The organism is Streptomyces sp. NPDC044571 (assembly GCF_040647115.1).
Classification (GTDB): Bacteria; Actinomycetota; Actinomycetes; order Streptomycetales; family Streptomycetaceae; genus Streptomyces.
In genome coordinates this window covers 122,754-139,162 of sequence record NZ_JBEZBN010000002.1, presented here as the reverse complement: position 1 = coordinate 139,162, position 16,409 = coordinate 122,754, and the positions used below count along the sequence as shown (strand labels likewise).

17 protein-coding genes are annotated in these 16,409 nt (G+C 68.3%); 14 read left to right on the top strand and 3 right to left on the bottom strand.

Annotation, left to right across the window (positions count from 1 at the left end; genetic code table 11):
* Positions 1 to 73: 73 nt before the first annotated feature.
* A complete protein-coding gene (locus AB0B01_RS01800; protein WP_361711964.1) occupies positions 74 to 706 on the bottom strand; it encodes a hypothetical protein in 633 nt (210 codons plus the stop codon).
* 393 nt (positions 707 to 1,099) lie between these two features.
* On the opposite strand from AB0B01_RS01800, the gene AB0B01_RS01795 reads away from it, so the two are divergent.
* Both AB0B01_RS01795 and AB0B01_RS01790 read left to right on the top strand, forming a co-directional pair.
* Positions 1,100 to 1,645 (top strand): GNAT family N-acetyltransferase, encoded by a 546-nt coding sequence (locus AB0B01_RS01795; protein ID WP_361711963.1) that lies wholly within the window; start codon positions 1,100 to 1,102, stop codon positions 1,643 to 1,645.
* A gap of 997 nt (positions 1,646 to 2,642) precedes the next feature.
* A complete protein-coding gene (locus tag AB0B01_RS01790) occupies positions 2,643 to 4,817 on the top strand; it encodes a hypothetical protein (RefSeq protein WP_361711961.1) in 2,175 nt (724 codons plus the stop codon).
* A 181-nt stretch (positions 4,818 to 4,998) separates the two neighbouring features.
* On the opposite strand, the gene AB0B01_RS01785 is transcribed toward AB0B01_RS01790, so the two are convergent.
* Positions 4,999 to 5,652 (bottom strand): YdcF family protein, encoded by a 654-nt coding sequence (locus tag AB0B01_RS01785; protein ID WP_361711959.1) that lies wholly within the window; start codon positions 5,650 to 5,652, stop codon positions 4,999 to 5,001.
* Entirely contained in the window at positions 5,649 to 6,437 is a 789-nt protein-coding gene (locus AB0B01_RS01780) for a GntR family transcriptional regulator (protein WP_361711957.1), read from the bottom strand. Before AB0B01_RS01780 ends, AB0B01_RS01785 begins: the two co-directional genes overlap by 4 nt.
* A gap of 399 nt (positions 6,438 to 6,836) precedes the next feature.
* On the opposite strand from AB0B01_RS01780, the gene AB0B01_RS01775 reads away from it, so the two are divergent.
* From AB0B01_RS01775 to AB0B01_RS01720, 12 genes are all read left to right on the top strand, one after another.
* Complete coding sequence (locus tag AB0B01_RS01775) at positions 6,837 to 7,007, top strand: hypothetical protein (RefSeq protein ID WP_361711955.1); 171 nt, start codon at positions 6,837 to 6,839, stop codon at positions 7,005 to 7,007.
* A gap of 85 nt (positions 7,008 to 7,092) precedes the next feature.
* The gene (locus AB0B01_RS01770) at positions 7,093 to 7,347 is read left to right on the top strand and encodes a DUF6284 family protein (RefSeq protein ID WP_361711953.1); all 255 of its coding nucleotides are present in this window, start codon (positions 7,093 to 7,095) and stop codon (positions 7,345 to 7,347) included.
* Positions 7,344 to 8,411, top strand: coding sequence for a hypothetical protein (locus AB0B01_RS01765; RefSeq protein ID WP_361711951.1), 1,068 nt, complete (start codon positions 7,344 to 7,346; stop codon positions 8,409 to 8,411). Before AB0B01_RS01770 ends, AB0B01_RS01765 begins: the two co-directional genes overlap by 4 nt.
* On the top strand, positions 8,408 to 8,743 hold the full coding sequence (locus tag AB0B01_RS01760; RefSeq protein WP_361711949.1) for an RRQRL motif-containing zinc-binding protein: 336 nt from the start codon (positions 8,408 to 8,410) through the stop codon (positions 8,741 to 8,743). The genes AB0B01_RS01765 and AB0B01_RS01760 overlap by 4 nt, the downstream gene beginning before the upstream one ends.
* Before the next feature lie 80 nt (positions 8,744 to 8,823).
* Entirely contained in the window at positions 8,824 to 10,425 is a 1,602-nt protein-coding gene (locus AB0B01_RS01755; RefSeq protein WP_361711947.1) for a hypothetical protein, read from the top strand.
* 1 nt (position 10,426) lies between these two features.
* Positions 10,427 to 12,535, top strand: a complete 2,109-nt coding sequence (locus AB0B01_RS01750; RefSeq protein ID WP_361711946.1) for a hypothetical protein — start codon at positions 10,427 to 10,429, stop codon at positions 12,533 to 12,535.
* Positions 12,536 to 12,743: 208 nt separating this feature from the next.
* Positions 12,744 to 13,232: a hypothetical protein gene (locus tag AB0B01_RS01745; RefSeq protein WP_361711944.1), complete on the top strand. Its 489-nt coding sequence runs from the start codon at positions 12,744 to 12,746 to the stop codon at positions 13,230 to 13,232.
* An 11-nt stretch (positions 13,233 to 13,243) separates the two neighbouring features.
* Positions 13,244 to 13,423 (top strand): hypothetical protein, encoded by a 180-nt coding sequence (locus AB0B01_RS01740; RefSeq protein WP_361711942.1) that lies wholly within the window; start codon positions 13,244 to 13,246, stop codon positions 13,421 to 13,423.
* Positions 13,424 to 13,494: 71 nt separating this feature from the next.
* Complete coding sequence (locus AB0B01_RS01735) at positions 13,495 to 14,397, top strand: bifunctional DNA primase/polymerase (RefSeq protein ID WP_361711940.1); 903 nt, start codon at positions 13,495 to 13,497, stop codon at positions 14,395 to 14,397.
* Positions 14,394 to 14,750, top strand: a complete 357-nt coding sequence (locus tag AB0B01_RS01730) for a hypothetical protein (RefSeq protein WP_361711938.1) — start codon at positions 14,394 to 14,396, stop codon at positions 14,748 to 14,750. Before AB0B01_RS01735 ends, AB0B01_RS01730 begins: the two co-directional genes overlap by 4 nt.
* Positions 14,747 to 15,886, top strand: a complete 1,140-nt coding sequence (locus tag AB0B01_RS01725) for a DUF3631 domain-containing protein (protein ID WP_361711936.1) — start codon at positions 14,747 to 14,749, stop codon at positions 15,884 to 15,886. Before AB0B01_RS01730 ends, AB0B01_RS01725 begins: the two co-directional genes overlap by 4 nt.
* 271 nt (positions 15,887 to 16,157) lie before the next feature.
* Entirely contained in the window at positions 16,158 to 16,358 is a 201-nt protein-coding gene (locus AB0B01_RS01720; protein ID WP_361711934.1) for a helix-turn-helix domain-containing protein, read from the top strand.
* The last annotated feature ends 51 nt before the right edge of the window (positions 16,359 to 16,409 follow it).

The window sequence follows — 16,409 nt, the reverse complement described above, 5'->3', positions numbered from 1 at the left end:
CCGGCTCCGCCCGGCGGGCGAGCCGGGGCGGGTACCCCGGCCGATTGCGCAGTGTCACCGCCCTGCCGGCGGGTCAGGCCGACGTCGTCGCCACGCCGTCTTCCGCGGGCGTACGGCCCGCGCGTACGGCCGTGTACACGGCCCCCGCCCAGAGCACGGCCGCGCAGCCGAGGCCCGGTACGGCCTGCCAGACGGCGTCCGGCGCCCCCGGCACCAGCGAGCTCAGGGCCGCGACGGGGACGGTGGCGATCATCAGACCGCCGATCACCCGGAGCATCGGGGCACGCAAGGTGCGGGCCATCGGGAAGAAGTGCGCACCCACGACCAACGCCGACCAGGACAGCATGAGTTCGGGGCGGTGCAGCCCGGTGCGCACGTAGTTGTTGCCGACCCCGAGGACGATGGCCTCGACGATCACGACGGTCATGAACCGCGGCCCGTCGCCGCCCGGTGCCACCGGCGCACCCTGCTGCTCGGCGGGGATGCGCGCGGCCATACGGAAGAGGTAGACGACCCCGCCGATGCTCGCGGCGAGCAGGACCAGCCCGGCCGCCAGCACGGCCGGCCGGGCGGAGCCCTCGACGGCGGACTGGCCCAGGGCGAACCACATCAGGCCGAAGGCCGTCCCGATCAGGGACCCCCTGCCTCCGTTGCGGAGTTGCTCGCGGCGGGTGCGGAACACGGGGCGGGGGGTGGTCTTTTCCACGGGGTGATGCCTCCTGGTGGTGCCTGGGGCTGCCTGGTGCAGCCCGACGGTTCGTCGGGACGGATCCGGGTCACACGGTGTCGTGGCCGCGCGCCGGTCGGCACCCGCCGCGGCGGGGCGGGGCCGTCCGCCTCTTGGGACGGGCCCCCATCTTTTCGCAGCGTCCGGACCGGCCCCCCGGTCGGGTCCGACACGTCGTCACCTTCGCTTGTCCGCACGCCAATCGGCGACCGGCCGTCCTCGTCGATGCCCCGCCGGCCCGTCCGAACACGGTCGCCGAACCGGCCCGCGCGGTCACCGCGAACGGCAAGGCCCGCGCGTCAAGGGCTCTCCCCCGGCGGCCGGCCCCGAACGAACCCTCAGCCGACGGCACCGCATGACGTGCTCCCTCTCATGCCGCACGAACGCGCCCTCGACCTCGTCCAGATCACCGACCCGCGCGACGTCACTCCCGGGCTCCGGCGCGAGCTGATCGACTGCTGGATCGCTGTCGCCAACGCGGGCGGCGCCGCCGGATTCCCCTTCCCCCCTGTCAGCGCTCACGACGTCGAACCTGTTGCGGACGAGGTCGTCGGCCGACTCGACCCGCAGCAGAGCCGGCTCCTCATCGCCAAGGCCGGGGGCGTGCTCGCCGGATGGGTCGTCCTCGACCGCGACCCCTACCGGCTCGTCCAGCACTGGGGCACCGTTCACCACCTCCAGACCCACCCCGACCGGCGCGGCCGAGGCATCGGCGCCGCCCTCGTCCAGGAGCTCCGGAAGATCGCCCGCGATGAGCTGGGTCTGGAACAGCTCCATCTCGCCGCCAGGGGAGGCGAGGGGCTTGAGGACTTCTACGGACGGCTCGGATGGCGCGAGATCGGCCGCTGGCCCGGGGCCCTCCGACTCTCACCCGACGACACCCGCGACGAGGTCCTCATGGTCCTCGCCCGCCTCTGATCCAGAGGCCTTCCCCCGAAATAGCAAAAGCCCCAGGTCACGGCGAGTGAGTCCTGGGGCTTCTACAGAGCCGCCTTCGGGATTCGAACCCGAGACCTACGCATTACGAGTTGTTCGATCTTGTTCCACGACTGTCTGTCACCGTCCAGGCCACAGCCAAAGTCGCAGTTCAGGGGCGTCGCCTGACACTGGCAGCCAACGGCGGACGACTGCAGACAGAACCCCAAGTGAGACCGCCACTGAGACCGAACGAAGTTCGCGTCGCCGCGTACGCCCTTCGTCACGAAGCGACTTGGGCACGGGTGCTGTTTGGGTTGGTGTGCCCCTCAGCTGCGCTGTCGGCCGCAGACGTCCGCGCTCGTCCCCATAGATTAGACACGGATTGCGGAGCGCCTTCGACCGAGGCTGGCTTGTCAGTGTTGATCGGTGTGGCCTGGTTCAAGGGATCTGGACGGACAGACACGGCCCAGCGTTGATCATGATGGGCGGGCCACATGACCAACAACGGACACCTTCCACGCAGTCTTGTCTGAATCTCAGCCGCTGACAGTCAGCGACGACCGACGCGCCGACCAACGATTCACACGTTTGCCTCGCTCCCCCAAACCGACCCCAGCCACGCTGCCATGCCGTCGACCAGAGCATCCGCGTCGGGCGGGCCGTAATGATTCGTCAAGGCCGAAGCAAGCGCTGGCGATCTTGAATCCTATGTGGCAGGGCGGTTCGAATCAAGCCGCATCAGCTCGCCAGGAAGCACGCTCAAATGGCGCATCCAGCACTATAGGTGTGCAATGGAAGGGACGTTTGCGGATCGCGGTGTCATTGTAAGCCTGTTGCGCGGGCGAAGTGCAGCTTCTGATGCACCGGACACCCGTTTATCGTCTGCGCCATTACAGTTGTCTGCCTTCGGGAGAGGTGGGTAGCTATGGCTAAAACACGTCACGGGGTGTGCGTTTTCGGGGACCAAACAATCGATTGGGCCCTTAAGCCAATCGACTTGGAAGAGCTCCGCTATTCACACGAACGCCTACCTGTGCGAGTAGGCCTTCAGTGGCAAAAAGGCGGCATATTTTTGCTGCAATCCATGCTAGATGAAGTACTAGCCCCCGGCTCTGCCACGCTGCGCCATTGTGATGATCCGAAGCGTGAAAAGCTCTCTCAGTTCATGACGAGCTTCAACCACTCTTATGCAGTGATGGGTAAATACGAAGCCCGCGACGATGGTCAGTCACAAGGAGGAGCGAAGAAAGTAACCAGGGTAGAGCGCTACCTTGGATTCCGGCAGGGCGTCCGTCCCGCTACTCGTAAGCTGGAGACCCCTCCAAACCATGATATCCATGCGCCCCAGGTCATAGTAATCGACGATGCAAATCTAGGTTTTAGAGATGGCTTTAAAACCCAGGAAGACCTGGCCACGGTGATCCCCCAGAGCTCCTCAGACCCGAATCCATGGGTGCTTCTCAAGATGAGCGATCAGCCTGCTCGCGGTGACCTCTGGAAACAGATTGCAATTCGACTAAAGAATCCAGGGGACTGGCTTAGAAGTCATCTAATTGTGCAAACGTCTGCCGCACGGCTTCGGGAAGAGCACGGAGAGATCAGCAGAGACCTCTCATGGGAGCGATCCGCCAACGACGTATGGGCTGAGATCAAAAGTTGCTCCTCTCTTAAAGATTTGTCACTGTGCCGGTTTCTGGTCGTATCTTTCGGCCCGACGGGCGCACTTTTTATCGAGCACGACGAGGATCCTCAACTAACTCTTATCTACGATGCAGATTCGATGGAAGGCGACTGGGCGGACAAGCACAAGCGTCATGGCATGATGTTCGGTTACGGCAGCTGCCTCTGCACATGTCTAGTTGCTAATCTGGTAAATAATTACCCGTCTTCCGATCACCTAATTGAAGGTGTCAAGAGCGGCCTAACGTCAATGCAGCGGCTCTACGAAGAGGGGTTCCGAGATCTGATCGATGACGAGTTCGGCGTCCCCGGTCGGGTATTCAATATCGTAGATCGCGTGGACCTGACTGCGGAGCAACGTGAAGAGTTGCACCGCAGATATGGAGAGGTCCGCAATAGATTCAGAAGGTCTAAGATTCCAGTCTGGGGTGGATTTGCAAAGCGATTGTACTTGCCCATATTGCAGGAACCTGCATGCGATCTGGACGACCCTGACAGCAAGCTTCTCCATGTTGCCAAGCAAGGGGTTAAAGCACTGGGAGACGAGACCCCGATTGGAAGATTTGGCGATTTGGTGACGGTCGACAAGGGGGAAATTGAAAGTCTCCGGGCGATTCGAAATCTGATTTCCAGCTACTGCGATAAGGTCGAATTGGACGCCAAGCCTCTGGCGGTTGCAGTGTTTGGGGGCCCTGGGTCTGGGAAAAGTTATGCCATCAAGCAACTGGTGAGCCCGTGGCGGCAGAGTGGACGCATAGAACCCATTGAGCCGTTCAATCTGTCCCAGTTTAGCGTTCCTTCCGACCTAGTAGGCGCGCTTCATCAGATACGCGATGTCGGACTGAAAGGGCCAGTACCGCTAGCATTTTGGGATGAATTCGATACTCCGTTGCAAGCTGGCGAACTCGGCTGGCTGCGATACTTCCTCGCACCCATGCAGGATGGCCAGTTTCAGCAGGGAGATCAAGTCCATCTGATAGGCCCCTCGGTCTTCGTGTTCGCTGGCGGCACCTTTCGATCGTTCGCATCGTTCAACAATAAGGCCAATAATGCGGATCCAGCGATGAAGGCTGCCGACTTTGTAAGTAGGCTTCAGGGGTACATTGACATACCGGATGTCAATATGCCGGGCGAGAAATCATTGGAGTACAGGCGTAGGGCAAGAATGACACAGTTTCATGCGGAACAGCCTACTGGTCACCTGATGCTGCGGCGGGCAATGGTACTAAACTCGCTATTCAAGAAAAACAAGGTTGCACAGCATGGGGACGGCTCCTTCATCGTGGATGACGGAATAGTGCACGCCTTCCTTGGGGTGCGTAAATATGAACACGGAGTGCGCTCCATGGAAGCCGTCATTAAAATGAGTAGGTTTGGCAGCGGTGAGCCATTCGACCGGTCGTCTCTTCCCACCGAGGAACAGCTCAACGTGCATGTCGACGGTGAGGATTTTCTCAATCTGATGCGGCAGCATCAAGTGCATGATATTTAACTGAGGAAGTTGCTGGTTGCTGCGCGCGTGGCATTGGGGCCGAGGCTGGAGACTCGGCCGGGGCCAGGCGGGCTTTTCACCATAGGAGCGACGCCGTCTCTCGTCGCCTGGTACCCATCACATCGTCGAGAGCAAAGCCTGGCGGCTTCGACCACCTTCGGTCGGACTGTCGCGGGGCCGATCAGCGATGGGCTACGAGGCGGCTCGTGAAGCCCTCAGAACAGAGACGCTTGTAGGCCGCCGAAACGGCCGGCGGAATGTCTTGGTGGATCAGGAATCCCTGCTGCGGGTAGATGGCCAGACGCTGCTGCGCGCCGACGAGCATGTCGAAGACCAGCCGGGGATCCTGGATCGAAGCCACATACTCTGCGAGCGTCATCGGCGTGGACGCGCTCACGATCTCCACCTCCGGCCAAAGCTTGCGCGCTGTCGCGTAAGCCCGGCGTTCCTCGTACGGCTTGCTGACCAGGAGCACCGAATCGACGTCAACGCCATGGTCGGCGAGCAGTGACCGCGAGAAGGTGACGTTCTCGCCTGTGTTCCTGGCATGCGGCTCCACGAGAATGGCCGACGAGGGCACGCCCAGCTCCAGCGCTCGCTCTCGGTAGTGCTCCGCCTCCCCCCGAGGCATTCGTTCGCGGGTCGTCGGGCTTGTGGCGCCAGTGAAGACGATCACCGGCGCCATGCCGCGGTGGTAGAGGTCGGCCGTCACCTCAGCGACCCCCAGGTCATGACTTCCGAGCCCGACAGCCACAGAGCAGGGCCGCGGCTCGTGATGCATCTGCTGGAAGTCCCAGAGCCGTTCGGCGTCTTCCCAAGTCTGCGAAGACATCACCGTGTTGCCTCCGCCGCCGAGTCGGGGACCTGGAAGTCGTAGGCCCAGGCGAACCGAGTAGCCGCGTGCAGGCCGACGGCGAACTCGACGACGGTGCCGTCCGCCGTGTACGTCGTCCGATGCAGTTCAACGACCCATTCCCCAGGCGCCAGCTGAAGGAGGGCCGCCTCCTCAGACGTTGCGGCTCTGGCAAACAGCTCCTCACGCATGTGGTCGATCTCGTAGCCCGCGTCATAGAGGACTCGGAAGCCACCACCCCGGCCGGCAGGACCGGGGGTCGGGTCCACGATGCGGGTTCCCTCGACGTGCTCGGGCCGGTAGTAGCTGGTCAAGGTGTGCGTCGGTTGGTCGCCTTCCTTCACGAGCCTGGCTCTCGCATACACCTCGGCCCCCTCCGGAAGCCCGTGCGCCGCTGCCACCAGCGGCGGCGCCGGCACGCGGCTGACGCTCTGCGTCTGCTCACCGCGCTTGTACGCCCGGCCCGACGCGACGCGGTCGGCGATGAACGCCACCTCGTCGCCGTCCCGCCACTTCGCCTTGTCGTACCGGGCGATACCAAGACGCTTCAGCGGGGTCTGTTGCCGCACTACCGTTCCGTGTCCCCGTGAGGAGATCACCAGGCCCTCAGCTTCGAGTGCCTTGTACGCCGCGTGGACCGTGGACTTCGAACCCTCACCCGCATCCACCAGGTCGCGGATGTGCGGTAGCTGCTGGCCAGGGGCGTAGTCGCCCCGCCTGATCTGTTCGGCCAGCTTGTCAGCCAGCTCTCGCCACTTGGGTGCCACGCGAACTCCTCTCGATGAGTCCAGTCAAGCACAGTCCCAGGACTGTTGACAGTCCTGGGACTGTGGGTCCATAGTCATCCGCAGAAGTTCGCAGTCCTAGGACAGCGGACCGGAGAGGGGCCTTCTTTGGGCTGCTCTCGGCGCCTGGAGAGCTCGTGAGACGGCTCAAAGGAAGCGGCTGGTCGTTGAGAACTCAACAGTGGATCGAGGTATCCGTCCCCCTCTGACAGGACGGCGTGCGCGGGTTCTGTCCTCGCGTACGGATCAGCGCCACCCAACCACTCCGCAGCCTGATGGAGCCGCGGCCGGTTGCCTCCTCCGCCCGTCCGGCATTCCTTGCGGCTGTCGTACGGGCGGGGTGAGGGGAGCCGGAGGTACCGGCCCCGGAAGGGGTTCGAGATGGACAAGAAGCTCGCCGCGGCGATCCAGCGTGACAACGAGCTGGAGGACGCCGGCATGCACGGCGACGACCGCAAGACCTGCTGGTCCCACCAGAGCTGGGCCGAGGACTGCGCGGACCAGCCGTTCCACACCAGGCCGAGCGTCAGCCACTACCCGCGCCCGGCCTGACCTTCCCGCCCTAACGGCGTGCGGCCCCGGTGTTGGAGCACCGGGGCCGCTTCGAGCCGTCCACCTGCTAGGGAGAACACGACTCATGAAGCCCATCGCTGCACTTCAGGACATCGTTACCCCGTGGTCCGACGGTCTGGAGCCGTCGAACGCGGAGCTGGACGCGATCGAGGCCGAGATGCCCATGGTCCTGGCCGACGTCGAGCTGCTGGACGCACTGATCGCCCTGCTGGACCGGCCCGCGTCCGAGTTTGACGCCCGTCGGATCCGGCGGGCGCACAACCGGGTGCTCGCTGCCCGCCGGAACCTGGCCAACCGCGTTCCTCAGGAGGTGGCGTGAGCACCGGTCGGGCCCTCACCCGGCCGCAGAAGCTCGTGCTCGCCACCGCTTTCGTGCCGATGCTCGCCACCGGCGCGGCCGGCGGCGCGGGCACCTTCTCCAACATCAAGGGCGCCTACGGCTCCGGTACCGCGCTCGGCGCGGTCGCCGCTGGCGAGGGTGCCACCGCCGTCCTCGCGCTCGTCCTGCTGGGGCTGACCATGCTCGGCCAGTCATCGCCGGCGGTGATCCGGGCCGGGCTATGGCTGCTGCCAGCCGCCGCGGCCGCAATGTCCGCGGCAGCCGCACCAGATGGGCCCCGCACGGTCATCTACGCGATCACCCCGCTGGGCATGTCCGTCTCGGCGGAGGGCATGGCCTTCCTCGCCCGGCGGATCGTCGTCCACACCGACGGCCGGGACGCCGAAGCCGAAGCCCACTCAGCGGCAATCGTCCAGGCCCTGGCCTACCACCGGGCCCGCGCCGCCAACCACCCCGACGACAACGTCCGGGCCGCGTCCGAGCGCACGTCCTGGAAGCTGGCGCGCAAGGTCGGTGCCGGAGACACGACACTGGCCGGACGGCTGCTGGCCGTGCAGGGTGACCGGATCGCTTCCGGCGCCGACGCCGCCCTGGCGGACATGTTCGGCACGCCCGTCACACCCGGCCGTGACGCCGTGACGGCACCCGTGACGCCGGGCCCGGCGCCCCTCCCCGAACCGCCCGCCGCGCTGCTTCTTCCCTCTCCTGAAGCTGAGGTCGTCACGGAGGTGGGTGACGGGGAAGACACGCATCTCAGCCCGGCCAGCGAGCCCCCGGACGGGGCGGCCGTCACGCCAGCCGTGACGGCCGTGACGCTGGCGGAGGTCGCGGCCGTCGCGGGCGTGAGCGTCCCCCGTCCGGCCGAGACCCTGTCGGACGAGCAGCTCGTGGTCGTGCTGCGGCACCTGCGCTACTCGGTCGACCCGCCCCTGTCCTACCGGCAGGCCGTCACGGCGTTCCGGGAAGGCGGGTTCGTCGGCGGCGAGCAGCGCGTCCGCAAAGCCTGGGGCGCGCTGCTGTCCCAGGAAGAGTCCACCCCGTGACGGCCCTTCCCACCTACCGGTGGCGGCTTGCCCCGGATGGTCTGGCTACCCGCCGGCAGCTCCGCTCGCAGGGGCTCCGCCCTGGCGGCCAGGACGTCGCCGCGCAGCTGGAGCGGCCCCGCCGCCGCGGCCCGCTGATCGCCTACCTCTACCGCCTCGACCTCGCCAAGCCGGTCCGCCCGATGACCCCGGCCCGAACAGAAGCGCTCGCCAGGGCGAACGCCGCCCGCCGCCACTGCCCGGCCTGCCACCGCGACGCGGGATATGTCATCCCGGTCTCGCTCGGCATGTGCGTGACCTGCCACGACCTCACTGAACAGCGCGTCGCCTGAACCACCTCGGCGAAGGCCCGGCCGCCAACCTCTCACAGCGTCGGCCGGGCCCTCTTCTCCCGCGAAGGAGCACGTTCAGCATGACCGAAACCATCACCGAACCGCAGGCTCCACCCGAAGAAACCACCCCCACCCCAGTCCCGCCCGAGGCGTCTGGCAACGCGTTGGGCAAGGGGGTGGAGCACACGCCGGGCGGCTTCCCCGTGGTGCCGCTGTCCCTGTCCGGGACGAACACGGCGGCCGGCCTGCTCGCCACCGCGGCCCTGACCGGTGGCCCGGTCGCGGCAGTGGTCGCCATGACCGGCGCTGCCGTCCTGGGCACGGCCGCCGCTCACCGCCGGTCCAAGACTGGCAAGAAGAAGGCCGCGGCGAAGTCCGGCCCGGCCGCCTCCCGGACCGCGGGCACAGGCGGGGGACGTGGCCCCTTGGGGCGGATCCCCGCACAGCCCCGGGCCGCCACGCGCACCGCCCGTGGCGGTGCAGGATCCCGCAAGACTGGGGGGCAGACCCGGCACCGGGCGGGATCTCCTTCCACGGCGGGCCGTAGCGGCCGGGCTGTGACTAAGTCCCCTGGTGCTTCGACCCGGCAGCGAGCCGGGCAGGCTGCGGGCCGTCTCGCCGGGCAGGTGCGCGAACTGCGTTCCCAGGCGCGCTCGCAGAGTCCCACGCGTGCTGCCGCGCGTACCGCGGCCGTGCAGGCCCGCAGGCAGGTCGCCGACACTCGCCGGGCCGCGAAGGCCGCCGAACGCGCGGCCGCTGCAGGGTCCAAGGCCCGCGGTCCGGCCGCCCGCACCCTGGCCAAGGGCCTCGGCAAGGCCGCTGCCGTCCGGGACAAGGCCGTGGGTGCGGCCCGTACGGCACAGGACCGCAATGCCAAGAAGGCGGTGGCCGCGGGCCGTCAGGGTGTGCAGGACGCTGCGCACCGGAAGCGGGTCGCGCAGCTCAAGGCCCCCGCCCAGCAAGCCGCCCGCAAGGCCCTGCGCCGGTCGGCCGCACGCTTCCAGGCCCGCCGGGCCATCGCTGCCGTCCTCGGCGCGGCCCTCGGTGTGCTCGGCATGGTGACCACGCCGCTCGGCCGGAGGCTCGGCTGGCCGTGGCTGGTGCACCCCGGTCGGCGCCTCTACCGCTTCCTCATCGGCCAGGCCGCTGCGGAGCGGGACTCCCGGGACGCCGAAATCCACGCCCAGCTCGAAGAAGACGAGGCGGCCGCCGAGGAGCAGGCCGCCGCAGAACGCGACCAGGACAGGAACGGCGACCGCCTCGGCGACCGGGCCGCCCGCCCCACCACGCATGTTCCTGCACCTCCCACTACTGAAGGAGCACACGAGATGGACAGCACGTCCGGGTTCAAGTTCGAGGAACTGGCCGCCGAGATGGAGCAGGCCGCCCAGTCCTACGAGCCGGAGAGCGCGATGGAGATCCTCGCGATGATCGAGGGCCTGCCCGAGGCCCTCGCCTCGATCGCGAACATCATGCAGGTCCTCGCGGAGCGCTCCGACAGCGAGTTCCCGCTGGAGAAGGTCGTCGCGGACGGCTTCTCCGACATCTACGGCGCCCTCAACAGCGCCACGGCCGTGGCCGAGGACCTGGGACCTGCGTTCCGGCAGGCCCACGAGGCCGACATCGCCCGCCACGAGGACCCCCGCAACGGCCCCGAGGCCGAGAAGGGATGGAACGTCTGAGATGAGCGCCAAGACCGTCAACCACAACGGCCTGGCCCTGGACTGGGCCGCTGGCCACGGCCCCATCACCGGCGCCCTGTCCGCGACGACCGGCGCGTACGCAGTCGCGACCGTCGGCACCCTCGCCCACATGCCGCCCACCTGGGCCCTGGCCGTCGGCACCGTCGGCGCGATCGGCCACACCGCATCCGGGCTGCGGCAGAAGCTCGCCGCCCGCACCATCGGCGCCCGCGCCGCCTCCTGGCTGCTGGGCTCCGGCTGGACCACCTGGGCCCTGGCCACCGGGCCGCTGACCTGGACCGCCCTCGGATCGCTCGCCGTGATCGGGGTCGGCATGGGTGCGGCTGCTCGCTCCGTCGGACTGTATGAGGAGGCCCGCGAGCTGGAGGCCTTGGCTGCCGCCGAGCGGCAGGTCGCCCGAGAGCTGTCCGCGGAGCGTCGGGCGATCGCCGCGGAGTGGGTGGACCGGGTGCAGCGGGTCTGCGGGATCACCCTGCGGGTCCTGGCGGTGGAGATGTGGCCCACGAACACCGGGTTCACCATCGACGCCGAACTCCCCTCCGGCGGGGTCACCTACGACCGCATCGCCAAGGAGAACGCTCGCCTGTCCGCGGATGCGCGGCTGCCGCACGGCTGCACCGCCGCCGCCTCCCCGGGCATCGACCAGGGCCGCGTGCTGATCGACGTCACCACGGTCAACGTCCTCGCCGCCGAGGTTCAGTACCCCTCGGAGTACGGCGCCCTGTCGGTCCACACCGGCATCCCGTGGGGGTACCGCACGAACGCGGACGAGATCCTGGCGTACTTGCGGGAGCAGTGCGCGCTGGTGGTCGGGCCGACCGGGTCGGGCAAGACGAACATGGTCCACGTCATCCTGGCCGGGTTCGCCCGTGCCACGGACATCCTCACGTGGGTCATCGACCTGAACGCCGGATCGGCCGGCCTGCCCTGGATCCGTCCCGCCCTGCAGGCGGGGGCGGATCAGGCGGTGCGGCCGGGGGTTGACTGGCTTGCCTCCACCCACGAGGAGGCTTTGAAGATGCTCGATGCCGCTTTGCGGATCGGGCTCTACCGCAAGCGCGCCTACCAGGACCTCATGGCCAAGGCGGACACCGACCTCCTGCCGGTCAGCCACGAAATCCCGCAGATCATGCTCGTCATCGACGAGGGCGCGGAGATCCTCACCAGCAACGACCCGGAGACCCGCAAGCTCGCGAAGAAGATCCTGGAAGTGATCCGGATGCTCCGCGCCATGGGCATCCGCACCGTGCTGACCGCCCTCGGCGCCACGGGCGCCGTCCTGGGCAACGTCATGATCCGCCGCGAGGCCAAGACCCGCGTGGCCCTGACCGGCGGCGCGACCGAGGGCATGGACCTGTCCAAGCTGTTCCCCGGCGGACGTGGCCTGCGCATCGAGCAGGCACCCCACAAGGGCACCGGGTTCATGGGCACCCCCGAATCCCCCGCCGCCCTGTTCGGGACCTGGCGGATCCTGCCGAGCCAGATCCGCGACATCGTCCACGCCACCTCCGACCGGCACCCCCGCCTGGACGCCATCTCCGCGAAAGCCGCGGGCCCCGAATACGCCCGCCGCTGGGACCACGCCCGCACCGCATGGATCACCGACCACGAACACGCCGACCTGGTGACCGATGCCCCCGACGCCAGCGGTCCGGGACCGGCGGCCCGGGGCGGGGGCCTGAACCTCTCCGCCCACCGCACCACCCAGGCCGCGCCGGCCTCCGCGGACGAGGACGCCCTCGCCGAGCAGTTCCGGCGGGAGATCGACGCCCAGTTCGCCACCGCCCCCGACCCGACCGAGACACCGCAGCTGCGGCCGGGACTGAACCTGTCCGCGCACCGCGAGGAGGACAACGCCGCCCGCCAGGCCGCCCTCACCCTCCTGATCGCCGCCGGACCGGAAGGCACCGGGGCCTCCGCGATCGCCCGACAGCTCGACCGGTACGGCACCACCCGCCAGACCGTCGTCGGATGGCTCAAGACATGGACCGAAGAGGGCGAAGCGGTCCGGATCGGGACCGGCACCAAGACCCGCTACGTCCACCGCACGCACGCACCCGACGGCTCGAACAGCCCCGATGGGGAGTGACCTTGTCACTTGTCGCCATCCCTGCGAGGACGCCCCTCCCGGCCTCTGAGGGGCTGGAAAAGGGCTTCCGACCTGGGAGGCGACAAGCGACAAGACAAGCGACAAGACAAGGCACGCGACAAGCCGGACGACAAGCGACACGACAAGCCGCCACGGGACCACACCTAAACGTTGAGGTGTGGTCCCGTGCTCACCAGGGAGCCCCGTCGTGCATGACCACACACTCCAGAGCACCACCCCGCCCGCCCGCTACGGCGACCCCGTCCTCTACCCGACCTACGTCCAGCAAACGGTAATGCCGCTCACCGAACTCCCCCCGGGAGTCGAGATGGTCACCCTTCCGAACGGCTACCGGACCCTCGCCTACACCCACCAGCCGAGCTCTGCGGTGACGCCCCGGGCCGTGCAGCCGATACCGGCGTGGGCCAAGACCACCGCCCTGCTCGCCCCGACCGTCGGCGCAGGCATCGCCGCAGCCGGGTTCGGAATCTCCTACGCCGCCCCGGGACTGATCGCCATGACCGACGCCCTCTGGGCCGCCATCGCCCTCATCGCCGCCGGAACTCTCGCCCCGCTCCTCCTCGGCGTCAGCCGCAGCCGAGCTGGACGGGGCGCGGCGCCGGTCCAGCACGTCACCCAGCACATCACCGCGTCCGGGATGTTCGGACGCGCCACCGGCACCCTCAACAACCGCTGAAAGGCCCATCCGTGAAACAGAACCCCCTGCCGCTGGCCGACCGCGTCTCCGACGCCGTCGCCCTGATCACCGGCAAGCACACCGTCCGCTGCCCGCTACCCGGCTGCCGGGTGTCCATCCGCTACCGCGCCGTCACCCCTGACGAGGCCAAGCGCCTCACCGCTCTGGCCTCCGACCACACCCGCCACTGACATGACGAGGGCGGCCCCGTCTCGGCAAAGTCCGGGCCGCCCTCTTCCAGCTACCACTGGAGGAATCCAGCATGACCCATCAACCCGCATCTGCGCTGCTGACGGCCGCGCTCGATGCCGCCGCCCTCGGCTGGAGCGTGTTCCCGCTCCGACCGGGCCAGAAGCGGCCCGCCCTCCACGGCGAGGAGCACTGCCCTGCTCTCGGGGATTGTGCCGGCGGGCACCGCAAGTGGGAGGACCGGGCCACCAGCGATCCGGACCGGATTCGGCGTGCGTGGGACCGGCTCCCGTTCAACGTCGGCATCGCGACCGGCCCGTCCAACCTCGTGGTCGTGGACCTGGACATGCCGAAGGGCAAAGTAAGTTCGGACGCGCCTGGCGGCGCGGAGACGTTTGAGGCGCTCTGCGAGCGCGCCGGGCAGCCCGTCCCGACAACGCTCTCGGTACGGACTCCCACCGGCGGGTCCCACCTGTACTTCACCGCTCCGGTCGGGGTCCGGCTGGGGAACACGGCGGGCCGTCTGGGCAGGCTGATCGACACCCGGGCGTGGGGCGGGTACGTCGTCGCTCCGGGCAGCGTCACACCCGCCGGGGCGTACGAGGTCACCCACCCCGTGGCTCCGCAGCCGTTCCCCGCGTGGCTATACGGGCTGCTGGCCCCTAAGCAGGCCCTGCGCAAGCTCACCGGCCGCCCGGCCACCCTCCGGACCGGCAGGTACGCGGCTGCGGCCCTGAATGCCGAGGTCTCGTCGGTGGAGTCGGCCCAAGCCGGGGAGCGCAACGGGACGCTGTTGCGGGCCGCCCGCGCTCTGGGGCGGTTCATCGCCGCTGGCGACCTCGCCCGGGACGTGGTGGAGGAGGCTCTTCAGTGGGCGGGGGAGTCGGCCGGCCTGCCGTCTGCCGAGTGCCGCAACACGATCCGCTCCGGTCTGAACTGGTCCATCGCCCGCAACGCGATGAGGCGGACGGCATGAACCAGCGTCCCCGCTCCTCCTTGAAGAGCCTCACCCTGGCCCCCACCGGGCTCAACTCCGCCGAACCGGCCGGAGCCAGGGGCGGCACTGGTGCGCCGAAAGTCGTCGCCGAAGGCGTCCTTTCATCTGTTCGCCCTGACCCGCACACGTCGGACGGCCAGTACATCGTCGCCGTCCTCCACATCTGCGCCCCGCGCGGTGCGGTGCCCACCGCGCACTCGAAGTGCGAGTGCGGCCACGACCGCAGCGCGGTCGGACGCACCAACGTACTCGCCCTCATCCAGCTCCACACCGACCACCGCACCGTGTGCCCGCTGGGCCGCGTCTCCACCAACCGGAGGAAGGCCGCATGACCATCACCACCACGACCGCCCCCGCGCCCACCCAGGCCGCCACGGACGGGTCCGTGCTGCTGGACGAGGTGGAGGCCTTCCACCGCCGGTTCAACGTCTTCCCCACCGAAGCTGCATACGTCGCCGTCACCCTGTGGGACGCGCACGCACACCTGCTGGACTGCTTCGACTCCACCCCTCGCCTCGCCTTCCTCTCCCCCGAGCCGGGCTCCGGGAAGTCCCGCGCGCTGGAGATCGTGGAAACCCTCGTGCCTCAGCCGCTGGTGGCCGCGAACGCGTCCGCACCGGTCCTCTTCCGGGCCGTCTCCACCCTGGAGAACAGGCCCACGATCCTCTTCGACGAGGTCGACACGATCTTCGGCCCCAAGGCCGGGGACAACGAACCGCTGCGCGGGTTCCTGAATGCCGGACACCACCGGGGCGCCGGCATGTGGCGGTGCGTCGGAGACGGCACCAACCAAACCGTCCAGGAGTTCCCCAGCTTCTGTGTGGTCGCCATGGCCGGACTCGGCTCCCTGCCCGACACCATCCTGACCCGGTCGGTCATCATCCGGATGCGCCGCCGGGCCCGCAACGAACGCGTCCAGCCGTTCCGCCGCCGCTTGCACGCCCCCAAAGGCCACGCGCTCCGAGACCGCCTCGCCGTCTGGGCGGACAGCGTCCGGCACCTGGTCGACGGGGTGTTCCCGGAGATGCCGGAGGAGGTCACCGACCGGCCTGCGGACGTGTGGGAGCCCCTCATCGCTGTCGCGGATGCCGCCGGAGGCGACTGGCCGGCCAGGGCCCGCGCCGCGTGTGCGGAGATCGTGGCCGCGTCCAAGGTGGACGACAAGGGCAGCATCGGCATTCGCCTGCTGACCGACCTGCGCGACCACGTCTTCGAGGGCATCGAGCGCCTGCCCACCGTCGCCGTACTGGACCGCCTGTACGCGCTGGAAGAGGCGCCGTGGGCGGACATGGGAGGCAAGCCCCTCACCTCCCGAGGCCTGGCCAAGATGCTCGGCGAGTACATGACCGGGGACAACAAGCCGATCGAGCCCCGAAATATCAAGACCGGCTCCACGGTGCTGAAGGGGTACTACGCGGCCGACCTTGCCGACGCGTGGGCGAGGTACTGCCCTCCCCCCACCCCCTGAGAATCCGCTACTGCCGCTACCTCCGCTACCGCGCAGGTCAGAGCACCCGCGGAGGTAGCGGCTAGGCCGAAAACATCCGCTACCCCAACAGCACCACCCGCTACCGGCCCGGCCCCCAACGGCCCGGCCGGTCGCGCATCTATCCGCTACCGCTACCCAATCCGCTACCACGATCAAGCTCCTGACCAGGGCGGTAGCGGAGGTAGCGGAAGTAGCGGATTTCTACGGGCGGGGAGCAACCCCGTCACTCGATCGCCGTGGAGGCACTCGGATGAACACCGCAGCCAAGTCCGTCGCTTCGGTCCTCTGCACGGTGGAGGACGCCGTCGTGTTGCTGAGGCTCGGACGCTCAACCATCTACGAGCTGATGGGCTCTGGCCACCTGCCGTTCGTCAAGGTCGGTCGCGCCCGCCGCATCCGTCGGACCGACATCGACGCGTTCGCCGCCCAGCTCGAAACACAGTCCGTCTGATCTCAGCGCAGCACCAGGCGGCCCCGGGAAGTCCCCGGGGCCGCCTTCCGC

What these genes read in the sequence shown, in the direction of transcription:
- AB0B01_RS01795 (WP_361711963.1), top strand. Translation starts at nt 1,100, where the DNA reads ATGCCGCACGAACGCGCCCTCGACCTCGTCCAGATCACCGACCCGCGC.
- AB0B01_RS01775 (WP_361711955.1), top strand. Translation starts at nt 6,837, where the DNA reads ATGGACAAGAAGCTCGCCGCGGCGATCCAGCGTGACAACGAGCTGGAG.
- AB0B01_RS01770 (WP_361711953.1), top strand. Translation starts at nt 7,093, where the DNA reads ATGAAGCCCATCGCTGCACTTCAGGACATCGTTACCCCGTGGTCCGAC.
- AB0B01_RS01755 (WP_361711947.1), top strand. Translation starts at nt 8,824, where the DNA reads ATGACCGAAACCATCACCGAACCGCAGGCTCCACCCGAAGAAACCACC.
- AB0B01_RS01750 (WP_361711946.1), top strand. Translation starts at nt 10,427, where the DNA reads ATGAGCGCCAAGACCGTCAACCACAACGGCCTGGCCCTGGACTGGGCC.
- AB0B01_RS01735 (WP_361711940.1), top strand. Translation starts at nt 13,495, where the DNA reads ATGACCCATCAACCCGCATCTGCGCTGCTGACGGCCGCGCTCGATGCC.
- AB0B01_RS01730 (WP_361711938.1), top strand. Translation starts at nt 14,394, where the DNA reads ATGAACCAGCGTCCCCGCTCCTCCTTGAAGAGCCTCACCCTGGCCCCC.
- AB0B01_RS01725 (WP_361711936.1), top strand. Translation starts at nt 14,747, where the DNA reads ATGACCATCACCACCACGACCGCCCCCGCGCCCACCCAGGCCGCCACG.
- AB0B01_RS01720 (WP_361711934.1), top strand. Translation starts at nt 16,158, where the DNA reads ATGAACACCGCAGCCAAGTCCGTCGCTTCGGTCCTCTGCACGGTGGAG.